The following is a 14,102-nucleotide window of genomic DNA, read 5'->3' on the forward strand; positions in this document are numbered from 1 at the left end:
TGAAAAAAGCCATTACTGTAGATACAGTAATGGCTTTCAGGTAATTAAGATGCTTGTTTTTATTTAATCATTTCATAACTACGCTTTATAAAAGCTGTGAGTTCTTCACCTTTCAATAAATTTTTGCTCAACCTTGCCAAATCTAGAGCTTGACTTACCAAGCGTTCTTTTTTCTTTTCGGTTTTGGTGTTCAAAATTTCACCTATAAGTTCATTATTAGTGTTCACAATTAAATTATACATATCGGGGAAGCCTCCCATACCAAACATTCCGCCGCCGCCGCCAGTTTTCTGCATATCTTTCATTCTTCGCATAAACTCTGGCTCGGTAATTATAAACGGATTTGCATTGCTATCCAAGGCCTCCAACTGTACGCTGAATTTTTCCTTCGGAATAACGCCCTTCAAAAATGTTTTCAAAGTTTCCTTTTCTTCATCAGAAAGCTTAGAAATCTGCTCTTCGTCTTTTTTAATAATGCTTTCAACGTGATCACTATCTACACGTACAAAAGAGATTTTTTCTTCGCTTCCTTCTACCTTTTGAAGTAAATGTGTAATAATTGGTGAATCTAAAAGCAATACTTCATAACCTTTTTCTTTGGCTGCTTCAATATAACTGTGTTGTTCTTCTTTATTAGAGGCATAAAGAATTACAAGATTACCATCTTTGTCAGTCTGCGCATCTTTTATCTTTTCTCTTAATTCTGGAAAAGTAAAGTATGTATTGTCAACCGTTGGGTAAAGTGCAAAATCTTTCGATTTTTCGAAGAATTTATCTTCGGTCAACATTCCGTATTCAATTACAATTTTAATATCGTTCCATTTCTTTTCAAAACCTTCACGGTCGTTGTTGAAAAGAGTTTTCAGCTTATCTGCAACTTTACGTGTTATGTAGCTAGCAATTTTCTTAACTGCACCGTCAGCTTGTAAATAGCTTCGTGAAACGTTTAATGGAATATCTGGACTGTCAATAACACCGCGCAACATTGTTAAAAATTCAGGAACAATACCTTCAACATTATCTGTAACAAAAACTTGGTTTTGATAAAGTTGAATTTTATCCTTTTGAATGCTCATATCGTTGCTCATCTTCGGGAAATAAAGAATCCCAGTAAGATTAAACGGATAATCTACATTTAAGTGAATGTGAAAAAGTGGCTCCTCAAACTGCATCGGGTACAACTCTCTGTAAAATGAATTGTAATCTTTCTCTTCAAGTTCTGTTGGCTGCTTTGTCCAAGCCGGACTTGGATTGTTGATAATATTATCAACTTCCGCAGTAGGCGCTTCGTCTTCTTCTTTAGCATCTTCAGGCTTTGGAAGGGTTTCAGTGCGTGTTCCAAATTTAATTGGGATTGGCATAAACTTGTTATACTTCACCAATAATTCTGAGATGCGGTTATCTTCCAAAAATTCGGTAGAATCTTCAGCAATGTGAAGAATAATCTCTGTACCTCTTACTTTTTTATCTGCTTCTTCTAAAGTGAATTCTGGCGAACCATCACAAGCCCAATGAACCGCTGGCTCATCTTTATAACTCTTTGTAATAATTTCTACCTTTTCTGCAACCATAAAGGCAGAATAGAAACCAAGACCGAAATGCCCAATAATCCCGGCATCTTTACCATCTTTATCTTTGTATTTTTCAAGAAATTCCTCTGCTCCGGAAAAGGCGATTTCGTTGATGTATTTTTCAACCTCATCTTTGGTCATCCCAATTCCTTGATCTATAATGCGAAGTTGTTTTTTCTCTTTATCCAACTTTAATTCAATCATCGGATTACCGTATTCAACTCCTTCAGCCTCGCCAATGTTGGCCAAATGCTTCATTTTTAAAGTTGCGTCGGTAGCGTTCGATATTAATTCACGAAGAAAAATTTCGTGATCACTGTATAAAAACTTTTTTATCAGTGGGAAAATATTATCCACTGATACATTGATAGTTCCTTTGCTCATTTTCTTAGTGTTGTTTTTAATTCCAGCGTAGGCGGAAATCTTATTATACTTAAATTAATTTTCTTGAATTAGTATAGTCAAAGAAAGTACCAATTGATTGGATGCTGACACGTTGTCACAGAAAATTTTAAGTGATGAAAGGGTAGGGGGAAAATGAATTAAACGGAGTGTTTAACAGTTATGAAAAAATTCAACTAAACTTTAACAAAACATTGTTTAATCCTTTAACAATTAGACTAAACAAAGTGTGGTATATTTACAGGAAGTAATCGAGTATTAAATTGCTATGAAAAAGTAAAAATATTCAATTATTTAATTGGTTAGGTTGTTTAAGAAGGGCGCATTAATTTGCGCCCTTTTTTCTTTTTACAACTATTTCTTTATTTCTTCGGTCAGCTTTACATCATTTTCGGCTTTGTTCTTCACGTATTTATCAAGCCATTGATCTTGTTCCCAAAGCACATGAAGCACGCTTTCTTTTGCGCTATAGCCATGACTTTCCTTCGGAAGCATAACCAATCGAGCCGTTGCACCTAAACCTTTTAAGGCATTAAAATAGCGCTCACTTTGCAGTGGGTAAGTACCCGAATTATTGTCTGCTTCGCCGTGAATTAGCAACAACGGACTTTTCATTTTGTCGGCATGCATAAAAGGTGATAGGGTGTTGTATGTTTCCGGCGAATCCCAATAGCTGCGTTCTTCACTTTGAAAACCGAAAGGAGTTAATGTTCTATTGTAAGCGCCACTTCGCGCAATTCCAGCTGCAAAGAGATTAGAATGGCTTAATAAATTTGCCACCATAAATGCGCCGTAGGAATGTCCGCCAACGCCAACGCGATTTCTATCAATATAGCCCATTTTATCAACCGCATCAATGGCAGCTTTTGCATTGCCAACTAACTGCGTTCTGAAAGTATCGTTGGGTTGCTCATCGCCTTCACCCACAATTGGGAAAGCGGCATCGTCCAAAACCACATAACCTTGCGTTACCCAATAAATAGGCGATCCGTAGTACGGATAAATAAATTCATTTGGGTTTGTAGTGGTTTGTGAGGCACTGTTTTTATCTTTAAATTCACGTGGATACGCCCAAAGAATCATCGGCATTTTTTCTTTCTTTTTTACATCATAACCAATTGGTAGATACAAAGTTCCTTCCAGTTCCAAGCCGTCATCGCGCTTGTAAGTAATAACTTCTTTGTGGACGTTTTGTATGCTTTTAAAAGGATTTTCAAAAGAAGTAACTGGCGTTAAATCGTTCTTCTTTTTAATATTTCTGAAGTAATAATTTGGGTATTCATTCTGCGATTCTATGCGCACCAAAATTTTCCCTTTCTTCATATCTATTGCCGAATTGAGGTTTTCCAATTTATCGGTATATTCAGATTGATAGATGCGTTTAGTTTGCTGTGTTTTTAGATTGAATTCATCTATAAAAGGAAATTGTCCTTTTTCCGAAAAGCCATCGCCCATTAAAAAAGCGTTGCCGTTTTCTAATTCGAGTACTCGTTCGTCAAAATCGTTTCGGGTGGTTACAAAATTCCCCGGATCGTTATATTTATCTTGATAATTTCTGTCGAAAATAACCTTTGGTTTTTCCGAAGCATTCGACGGATTAAAAATATAACTTTTCGTGTTTCGGTCGTTCCACCAATAATCACTAGCAATTGCTAATTTATCATCGCCCCAGGTAATGCCAGAATAACGGTTTATAGTTTTCAGAAGTAATTTTTCTTTTCCGTTGAAAGGAGCTTGCAATTCATAAACTGCGTCGCGAAAATCTACTTTTATTTCAGGATCGCCTTTATCTAAAGCTTCTGCCCAATAAATAGTTGCGGGTTTATCTGCGCGCCAATTCATACTTCGTTTCCCCATTCGGGTTGCCATAAAACCTTTTGGTTCTACTTCGTTTAACGGAACATCATTTACTTTTTGAATCAGTTTTCCGTCGCTGCTGTAAATAGTACTTTCAAATGGAAAACGGTTGTAAGGCACAATATAAGAGAAGGGTCTTTTAAGTGAATTCACCATTACATAGTTTCCGTCTGGCGAAAAATCGATATCATCGTACATTGCAGTGGGAAGAAAATCGGTAACCGATCCTTCCACAGAAATCTTCTTTATTTCTGAAAGCGCTAATTGCTCAAAATTGTATTCGTCGTTTGGGCTGCTTAGCAAATCTTGGTAGGTTCTGTTTTGGGCTTTTTCACCATCACTAACTGTAACTGTTGGTCCTTCGGGAATTGCTTCGGAAGTGTTTATTAATTCTTTTCTATCCTTCGCAATTACGTTTACCAAAAGCGCTTCCCCGTCTTTAAACCAATTAATAGGATTGCCCATATTGGCGTTTACTTTTAGAGTGCTGAGTTGTTTGGCAGTACCTTTTTCAATATCTGCAAGCCAAACATGTACGCCGTTTTCCGAAGTATTTAAGAATGCAACCATTTTCTGGTTCGGAGAAATGGTAAAACTAGAAATCCTTGGGTTTTCGGGGATTCCCGATACTTGCCGCGCATCTTTTTCGGTGGCTTTTTTCACCATTATATTATTATAAAATCTTGTGCGGCTACCAATGTTTGTTTTGGGGTTTATTCGCAGTCCTCCCAGACGTAACTCTGGCTCGGATAGTTCAGCGATTGATTTATAGGCATCGCGATAAAAGAGAACGACATTTTCTCCTTTGCTATCAATCCAAACGGATGGTGCTAAAGGAGCATCGACTAGTTCTAAAATTTCTTGTGGAGGTTTTTGGTAGGTTAGTTTTTCCTGAGCAACAAAATTTGAAGACAAGACAAGGAACCCGATAACTGCAATGATTTTTTTCATATTAAAAATTTTAAGGACTAAAGATATTCAAAATTTGTAATATCAATTTGCTATGCGCGCATACTATATAAACCACATTTTACTTCGTTGAAATGAGTTATATATTTATCTTTCAACTCTATTTAAAATTGAAATAAATGTACACTTCAAAAATTACTGGTTTGGGATCTTACGTGCCCGAAAATATAGTTACTAATGACGATCTCTCAAAGTTGATGGATACTAATGACGCTTGGATACAAGAGAGAACGGGAATAAAGGAACGCCGACATATAAAGAAAGGCGATGGCAATTCTACTTCGGTAATGGCGGTAAAGGCTTCAAAAATCGCTTTAGAACGCGCCAAGCTTGTGCCAAATGATATTGATATGATTGTTTTTGCCACATTGAGTCCAGATATGTATTTTCCGGGCGGCGGGGTAGAAGTACAGGAAATGATGGGAATGCGCACCATTCCTGCTTTGGATGTTCGTAATCAATGCAGCGGTTTTATATATGCTTTGTCGGTAGCAGATCAATTTGTGAAAACAGGAATGTATAAAAACGTTTTAGTAATTGGTAGCGAAAACCACAGCGGCGGACTCGATTTTACTACGCGAGGTAGAAATGTATCGGTTATTTTTGGTGATGGCGCAGGAGCTGTAGTGGTTTCGAGAAATGAAAATGAAAAAGGAGGCATTCTTTCAACACACCTTCATAGCGAAGGACAACATAAAAACGAACTTTCGCTTAAAGGCCCCAGCACAGAGCATTGGGTGCCACAAATTATAGCTGAAAATCCGCAAGAAGATATTCCATATTATCCGGTAATGAATGGGCAGTTTGTTTTTAAACACGCCATTGTTCGTTTTTCAGAAGTAATTAAAGAAGGTTTAGAAGCCAATAATCTTGAAGTGAAAGATATTGATATGCTTATTCCGCATCAGGCTAATTTGCGTATTTCGCAGTTTATTCAACATAAATTGAAATTGACAGACGACCAAGTTTTCAATAATATTCAAAAATACGGAAACACAACGGCCGCTTCCATTCCTATTGCACTTACAGAAGCTTGGGAAGAAGGAAAAATTAAGGAAGGCGATTTGGTTGTTTTGGCAGCCTTTGGAAGTGGATTTACGTGGGGAAGCGCCATAATTAGGTGGTAAAACACTTCAGAACAGATAAAATAAAGAAAGCCTTTCAGTAAAACTGAAAGGCTTTTCTTTTACCTAAAAAAGGTATAATTCGTTAAAGGCTAATTCAAATAAATTATAAAATGAAATTTTAGGTATCTAATATATAGACAGATTAAAACACATAATAGTTTCACTACAAACCGTCATTTAACACAACAATAACACAGTTGGTATTAAACAAACAAACCCGAAGCATTTGCTCCGGGTTTGAATCTTTACTGCTATAATTAACACTAACCATCAACGTAAAATTGTCGCAGTAAAGAACAATAACTCTAACTACTACATAGACGTATAAAAGTTACAATTGTTTCATGCGATTTTTCATTTTAACGAATCTTTGTGAAATCTTGAAAGGTAGAATTGTATTTTTCATAAAAAAATATTTGAAATGAAGAACACATTAGTACTTGGCGCCAGCCTTAATCCCGGACGATATTCAAACATAGCTATCAACAGATTAGTAAAATACGGACATCCCGTTGTAGCAATTGGTTTAAAACAAGGTGAAGTTGCAGGTGTTTCTATTATTACAGAAAAGCAACCGCTTGAAGCTATTGATACAGTAACACTTTATTTAAACGCCAAGCGCCAAGTGGAATATTACGATTATATAGTCTCACTAAAACCAGCGCGTGTTATTTTTAATCCCGGCACAGAGAATCCTGAATTTTATGAAATTCTTAAAAAAAATAATATTGAAAGCGAAGTAGCTTGCACCTTAGTTCTTTTGGGTACGAATCAATATTAAGCCGAAAAACGTAAGCGCACCATTCAAAATAAGTATAAAAAATCCGAATTCAAAATTCAAGTATGCTAGGCTTAAGGCACTAATTGCATAGCCTACAAACGGCGTCAATATTGCTACTACGGGAACGAGTTTGTCTTTCACATTCCATTTTGTGAAAAGTCCGTACGCATAAAGTCCCAAGAGTGGACCATACGTATAGCCAGCAAATACAAATAGTTTTGCAATTACAGATTCATCGGCAATAACATATTTGAAGAATATTATTACGACAATCAAAAGAACAGAAACCAATATGTGAATTAGTTTGCGGACACGTATTTGCTTTGCTTCGTCGTATCTCTTTTCAATATCTAAAATATCTATACTAAAAGAAGTGGTTAGCGCCGTTAATGCGCTATCGGCACTGCTATATGCCGCGGCAATCAATCCTAAAATAAACAGCACTGCAACGCCAATTCCAAATTCATTTTGCATTGCGAGTATTGGGTACAATTGGTCTTTGTGGGCGTCAATTCCGTTTTGAGAAGCATAAACGGTTAGTAATAATCCAAGAACCAAAAACACAAAATTCACGATGGTAAGTACAATAGTAAACCAAAACATATTTTTCTGTGCATCTTTCAGGTTGCGGCAGGTTAGGTTTTTCTGCATCATATCTTGATCTAAACCAGTCATTACAATAGCTATAAAAGCTCCGCTAAGGAACTGTTTCACAAAATAATCGCTCGATTTCCAATCGTCAAAAAAGAAAATCTGGCTCATATCGCTATCTGCAATAAAAGTGAAAAGATCACTTCCTGAAAGGCCCAAATCTGTGGAAACAAAATATACAGAAACTCCAACCGCTACAAGCATAAAGAGAGTTTGCAGCGTATCTGTCCAAACGATGGTTTTTATTCCGCTTTTAAAGGTATAAAGCCAAATCAATAATATTGTAATGGTTACAGTAACCCAGAAAGGAATGTTGAGGTCGTCGAAGATTAAACTTTGTAATACTACAGCTACTAAATATAATCTAAAGCTGGCACCAACTACTCTTGAAAGCAAAAAGAAACTTGCCCCTGTTTTATACGAAGCATTACCGAATCTTCCTTCTAAGTAACTATAAATTGAAGTCAAGTTTAATCGGTAATACAATGGCAAAAGTACAGTTCCGATAACTGCATAACCCACTATGTATCCCAAAACCACTTGAAAATAGCTAAATTTTGAAGCTTCCACCCATCCAGGAACAGATATAAATGTTACCCCGCTAAGCGACGCGCCAATCATTCCAAAAGCTACTAAATACCAAGGCGACTGTTTGCCTGCCTTGAAGAAATCGGCATTACTACCACCCTTATTCGTGAAATAGGAAATTAGTATTAGAACTAAAAAGTAAGCAAGAATAAGTAGCAGTATATGTAATGGTTGCATAAAATTTAGATGCTAATGGTTAGGAAATTTAATTCGGGTAAAAATACAAAGAATGCTTACCCCACAATTTTTATTTTTAATACATTTGAAATCTTTGATTGAAAAAATTGTATAACTCCCTTAAACTTAAAAAAATGCGTTTTAAATTACTCTTAATTTTTACATTATTATTGGGTTCTTTTGCCAGTCAGGCACAAGAATATCTACAAATGATTGATGCCGGTACCTATAAGGTGCAAGATGTTATAGACAGTGCTGAAACTTACTTTGCTAATACAGACAAAGGCAGAGGAACAGGTTACAAACAATTTAAAAGATGGGAGTACAATGCGTTGCGCAGAGTAAAAGAAGATGGATATCTTCCCTCAAACCAAGAACGCTTAAATGAACTTCAACAATGGAATGCTTATCTAAACGAAACAGCGTCTAACAGACGTGTTCTTACCGATAATTGGCAAGAATTAGGACCAACATCATGGAACGCAACTTCTGGATGGAATCCTGGAGTGGGTAGAATTACTGGCCTTGCAATTGATGAAGGAGATCCAGATCATATGATTGTTGGAGCAAACACAGGTGGTGTTTGGAGCACAACAGATGGTGCACAAACTTGGACACCGCTAAGCGATTATTTTTCGAATCTTTCGGTTTATTCAGTGGCTATTGATCCTTCAAATTCTGATACGTACTTTTTTGGTTCAACTAACGGTAGTATTTATAAATCTACAGATGCAGGAGCAACTTGGGCGCTTTTAGGAACCATAGGGAATAGTAACGTAAACAAAATATTAATTAACCCTGCTGATACTAGTATGATGTTTGCTTCCGCAGACAATGCAGGTGTTTATCGTTCTACAGATGGAGGAATAAATTGGGTGAAGCCAGTAACTGATAACAGAGGCTATGATATTGAATTTAAACCTGGCGATCTTTCAGTTGTTTATGCTACAGGAACAGGTTTCCATAAATCTATTGATGGAGGGGCAACCTTTACTACAATAGGTGGTTTTGCTTCTGGACCTAAAATGATTGGGGTTTCTGAAGATGATGCAGATGTAGTTTATGTGTTAGAGGCTTCGGGCGGTAGATTCGGTGGTTTTTACACTTCAAGCGATGTAGGAGACTCTTTTACAAAATTGAATCACGGAGGCCTTAACTTTTTTGGTTATAGCACTAGTGGTAACGATAATAACGGACAAGCTCCACGAGATATGGCTATTGCTGTAAATCCAACCGATGTAAATGAAGTACACATTGCAGGAATTCTAACTTGGCGTTCAACCAATGGTGGTGTTGACTTTTCTTGTACCTCAGATTGGGTACCTGGAAATGCCGCTTCACAAAATATAGGCTATTGCCACGCAGATGTGGATGATCTTCAATTTTATGGAACTACATTATTTGCAGTTACTGATGGAGGTGTATATAAAGCAGCAAACACAGGAACGGTTAGCGCAAATTATTACGAAGACTTAACAGATGGTCTTGGAATACGTCAATTTTATAAAATTGGTGTGTCACAAACCGCAGATGTTATTGTTTCAGGAGGTGCACAGGATAACGGTACTTCTTTTTACAAAGCTGCCACAGAATGGAAAGACTGGTTGGGCGCAGATGGAATGGAATCATTTGTAGATAAAGCAAATAATAATATGTTTTTCGGGACTTCACAAGGCGGACAAATGTATCGTTCCAGTAATGGCGGAAATTCATATACAGGTCTTAACGAACCAGGTAGTGGATCAGGAAACTGGGTTACACCTTTTGAACAAGATCCTACAGATAATGGTGTAATTTATGTAGGCTATAATATTGTTTATAAGTCAACAACATTTGGAACCAGCTGGACGGCAATTTCACAAAATCTTGGAGCGAATTTAGATAACTTAAAAATAGCTCCTTCTAACAACCAAGTAATATATGCCTCACGATCAGTTTTTCTTTATAAAACTACTGATGGAGGAGCTACAGATTGGGTTCAGGCAACTAGCCCGGGCGGAACCATAAATTCAATCGCTATTCATCCAACAAATCCCGATAAAATAGCAGTAGCGGTAGGTGCTACTAATCGCGTATTGGTTTCAATAGATGGTGGTGAAACCTGGATTAATTATAAAAAGAACCTTCCAGACTTCAGTGCTTTCGCTGTAGTGTGGGACGATAATGGCCAAGACGGTCTTTATTTAGGAATGGATTATGGAATCTATTATATAGACAACACATTCACAGATTGGCAGCCATATAGCAACTTATTGCCTAACGTATATGTAAATGAGTTAGAAATAAACAATGTTGATGGTTTGCTTTATGCTGGAACTTATGGTAGAGGATTATGGTCTTCTCCTTTAGTATCTGCAATTGCTGGGGTTGAAGATAGAATTTCTGAAAGTAATGTTTCAATATATCCGAATCCTGCATCTTCTGAATTTACTATCGCTTTGCCAAAAGCAATGAAAGTTGAAGTAAGAATTTTTGATATTACTGGAAAACTGCTTATTTATGAAGCAGAAGCTTTAGCTTCAAACAAGCATGCGTTTAATGTTTCAGCACTTACTACTGGAACTTATTTTGTTCGTATTAATAGTGAAGAAGGAACAGCAACTAAAAAGCTTCTTATAAACTAAAAACAATTTTTTATACTAGAAATGCTTCAGGAAAAACATCTTTTTCTGAAGCATTTTTTTTATAACTTCGCAGCAGGAATTAGGCTATGGAATTTTCTTCAAAACTTCTTGAGAATGCAGTAAATGAGATGTCCCAGCTCCCAGGAATTGGAAAACGGACTGCCTTGCGTTTGGTGTTACATTTATTAAAACAACCCAAGGAGCAATCACAAAAATTAGCTGGTAGTTTGGTAAAAGTGCGCGAAGAGATAAATTTTTGCGAAAACTGCCACAATATTAGCGACTCAAAACTTTGCGAAATTTGCGCCAATCCACGTCGCGACGAACAACTGGTTTGCGTGGTGGAAGACATACGCGATGTTATGGCTATTGAAAATACGAGCCAGTATCGTGGTCATTATCACGTTTTAGGTGGAAAAATATCGCCAATGGATGGCATTGGACCTGGCGATTTAAGCATTCCGTCTCTTGTTGAAAAAGTGAAAGCAGGAAGCGTTCGCGAACTTATTTTCGCACTTAGCTCAACTATGGAAGGCGATACTACCAATTTTTACATTTATAAACAGATAGAGCCCTACAATATTACAACCACTACAATTGCACGTGGTATTGCCGTTGGTGATGAACTTGAATATGCAGATGAGGTTACCCTAGGGCGAAGTATCCTGCATCGTGTTCCATTTGAAACTTCACTTAAAAACACTTAATCCTTGAAACTATCCGTTGTTATTCTTAATTATAATGTGCGTTATTTTTTAGAACAATGCATTCTTTCTGTCCAAAAAGCAATTGAAAATCTGGATGCTGAAATTATTGTAATAGATAACGACTCCAAGGACGATAGTTGCCAAATGGTCAAAACCCATTTCCCGAAAGTGGTTTTGATTGAAAATAAAGAAAATGTGGGTTTCAGTAAAGCAAACAACCAAGCCGTTGCTATTGCAAAAGGCGAATATGTTTGTATTTTAAATCCTGATACTGCGGTTGCAGAAGATACTTTTCAACAAGCTTTAAAATATTCTGAAAGCATTGCAGATATTGGCGCTTTAGGAGTTTATTTAATGGACGGGACGGGTAATTTCCTTTCCGAAAGCAAACGCAACCTTCCTACGCCAAAAGTTTCTCTTTTAAAATTAACAGGCTTCACTAAAAAATATTACGCCAATCAATTTTCAGAAACAGAACACGGTCCCGTAGATGTGCTTGTTGGCGCTTTTATGTTTCTTAAAAGAAGTATTTACAACGAGGTAGGAGGATTTGATGAAGACTATTTTATGTATGGAGAAGACATAGATTTGTCTTATAAAATAACCCAAGCCGGATATAATAATCATTACTTAGGAAGCACGACAGTCCTGCACTATAAAGGTGAAAGCACCAAAAAGGACGATGCGTATTTTGAACGTTTTTACGGTGCGATGCAGATTTTTTACGGAAAACATTTCAATAAAAACTTCTTTTTGGAAAGTTCGGTTTCTGCAGGTGTGGCTTTGGCCAAAACAATGCGAAGGTTTTCTTCGGAAGCAAATGTAAATATGCAGCCGAAGCTTGAAAGAAACTATTTTTTCACTGAAAACATTGAGCTGCTCGAGAATCTCTCGGCGAGTACGGCAACCGTTTTTCAGATGGTATCAAAAAACATGCACACGCTAATTGTGCTAGAAAACAGTCTATTAGTTTTTGATGTTGAATATATTTCTTACAATGAAATTTTCAGAATAATGAAACAGCTAAAAGGCAAAAACAATCTCTTCCGCATTCGCCCAACTGGCTGTAACTTCATAATAGGAAGTGATCAAAGCGACGAAAAGGGCGGAGTAGTTGTTTTTTAAGATAATTGAAACACTAAACGAGCAAATTTTAACTAATTTTGCAACGTTTTAAAACGAGCGCGAGAGTGCTTACAAAATTCGATATTGAAATTATACTATGGCAAAATTTGAATTGAAATTGCCCAAGATGGGCGAAAGTGTTGCAGAAGCAACCTTGACCAACTGGCTTAAAGAAGTAGGAGATAAAATAGAGGCTGATGAGGCGGTACTTGAAATAGCTACCGACAAGGTAGATAGCGAAGTGCCAAGTGAAGTTGACGGGGTTTTGATTGAAAAACTTTTTAACGTTGATGATGTGGTGCAAGTGGGGCAAACCATTGCCATAATTGAAACTGAAGGTGGAAATAACGACACAGAAAAATCTGTAGCCGAAAGCACCCCTTCACCAGAAGTAGTTAAACAAGTTGAACAACATGTTGATACTGCAAAAGAATCTACACAAACGGCAATAGAAAACACAGGAGATCGTTTCTATTCGCCATTAGTTAAAAATATAGCTGCCGCTGAAGGTATTGCACAATCTGAACTTGATGCAATAGCAGGCACTGGGAAAGATGGTCGCGTTACCAAAAACGATATTTTAGCATATGTTGAAAATCGTTCTACGGCAAAACAAACTTCGAGCGCTGAGCAACCACAAAAGGTTGTTGAAACCAAAAAACAGGAAACTGCAAAACCAAAAGCTGCTGTTTCACTTAGTAACGGCGATGAGGTTACAGAAATGACCCGAATGGGCAAACTTATAGCACACCACATGGTGGAAAGTACGCAAACTTCTGCGCACGTTCAGTCGTTTGTGGAATGCGATGTTACTAACGTTTGGAATTGGAGAAATAAAGTAAAAGGAGCTTTCGCAAAACGTGAAGGAGAGAATTTAACTTTTACCCCAATATTTATGGAAGCTGTGGCAAAAGCCCTAAAAGACTTCCCAATGATGAATATTGCCGTTGATGGTAATAACATCATAAAACGTAAAAATATAAACCTTGGAATGGCTGCGGCACTTCCCGATGGTAACTTGATTGTTCCTGTAATTAAAAATGCAGATCAGTTAAATTTACTTGGAATGAGTAAAGCGGTGAACGATCTTGCAAGTAGAGCTCGTGAAAACAAACTGAAACCAGACGATATTCAGGGTGGAACCTACACTGTTACTAATGTGGGGACCTTCGGAAGTATTATGGGTACACCAATTATCAACCAACCTCAAGTGGGTATTTTGGCTTTGGGCGCCATTCGTAAAGTGCCTGCGGTTATTGAAACTCCAGAGGGTGATTTTATAGGAATTCGCTTTAAAATGTTCCTTTCGCACAGTTATGACCACAGAGTTGTAAACGGTGCTTTGGGTGGACAATTTGTAAAACAAGTAGCCGATTATTTGGAAGCTTGGGATGTAAATCGAGAAATTTAAAATTATATAAAATATTGAAAAAGAGGATTTTGAGACTCAAAATCCTCTTTTCAGTTTTAACCTTTTTTCAAAGTTTGAATAAGAGGTATCTTTGCCTTTTTAAAATAATACA

At 37.0% G+C, this 14,102-nt stretch carries 9 protein-coding genes; 6 read left to right on the forward strand and 3 right to left on the reverse strand.

Features of this window, described 5'->3' with window-relative positions:
- Nucleotides 1-59: 59 nt before the first annotated feature.
- Both htpG and AC3RVG_RS15770 read right to left on the reverse strand, forming a co-directional pair.
- Nucleotides 60-1,955, reverse strand: coding sequence for a molecular chaperone HtpG (gene htpG, locus AC3RVG_RS15765; protein ID WP_489692440.1), 1,896 nt, complete (start codon nt 1,953-1,955; stop codon nt 60-62).
- 372 nt (nt 1,956-2,327) lie between these two features.
- On the reverse strand, nt 2,328-4,781 hold the full coding sequence (locus tag AC3RVG_RS15770) for an alpha/beta hydrolase family protein (RefSeq protein WP_489692441.1): 2,454 nt from the start codon (nt 4,779-4,781) through the stop codon (nt 2,328-2,330).
- Nucleotides 4,782-4,918: 137 nt separating this feature from the next.
- Here AC3RVG_RS15770 and AC3RVG_RS15775 point away from each other — a divergent pair, with 137 nt between their 5' ends.
- Nucleotides 4,919-5,926, forward strand: a complete 1,008-nt coding sequence (locus AC3RVG_RS15775; RefSeq protein WP_489692442.1) for a 3-oxoacyl-ACP synthase III family protein — start codon at nt 4,919-4,921, stop codon at nt 5,924-5,926.
- A gap of 421 nt (nt 5,927-6,347) precedes the next feature.
- A complete protein-coding gene (locus tag AC3RVG_RS15780) occupies nt 6,348-6,707 on the forward strand; it encodes a CoA-binding protein (protein WP_489692443.1) in 360 nt (119 codons plus the stop codon).
- On the opposite strand, the gene AC3RVG_RS15785 is transcribed toward AC3RVG_RS15780, so the two are convergent.
- Nucleotides 6,678-8,123, reverse strand: coding sequence for a sodium:solute symporter (locus AC3RVG_RS15785; protein WP_489692444.1), 1,446 nt, complete (start codon nt 8,121-8,123; stop codon nt 6,678-6,680). The two genes, AC3RVG_RS15780 and AC3RVG_RS15785, sit on opposite strands and share 30 nt — an antisense overlap.
- Before the next feature lie 134 nt (nt 8,124-8,257).
- Between AC3RVG_RS15785 and AC3RVG_RS15790 the strand changes: the two genes are divergently transcribed.
- From AC3RVG_RS15790 to AC3RVG_RS15805, 4 genes are all read left to right on the forward strand, one after another.
- Entirely contained in the window at nt 8,258-10,747 is a 2,490-nt protein-coding gene (locus tag AC3RVG_RS15790; RefSeq protein WP_489692445.1) for a T9SS type A sorting domain-containing protein, read from the forward strand.
- An 86-nt stretch (nt 10,748-10,833) separates the two neighbouring features.
- Entirely contained in the window at nt 10,834-11,454 is a 621-nt protein-coding gene (recR, locus tag AC3RVG_RS15795) for a recombination mediator RecR (protein WP_489692446.1), read from the forward strand.
- A 3-nt stretch (nt 11,455-11,457) separates the two neighbouring features.
- Nucleotides 11,458-12,579 carry a glycosyltransferase family 2 protein gene (locus AC3RVG_RS15800; protein WP_489692447.1) on the forward strand — a complete coding sequence of 374 codons (1,122 nt, stop codon included), beginning with the start codon at nt 11,458-11,460 and terminating at the stop codon, nt 12,577-12,579.
- A gap of 97 nt (nt 12,580-12,676) precedes the next feature.
- On the forward strand, nt 12,677-13,990 hold the full coding sequence (locus AC3RVG_RS15805; protein WP_489692448.1) for a dihydrolipoamide acetyltransferase family protein: 1,314 nt from the start codon (nt 12,677-12,679) through the stop codon (nt 13,988-13,990).
- Nucleotides 13,991-14,102: the final 112 nt, after the last annotated feature.

It is taken from the genome of Aequorivita sp. IT1282 (assembly GCF_058068205.1).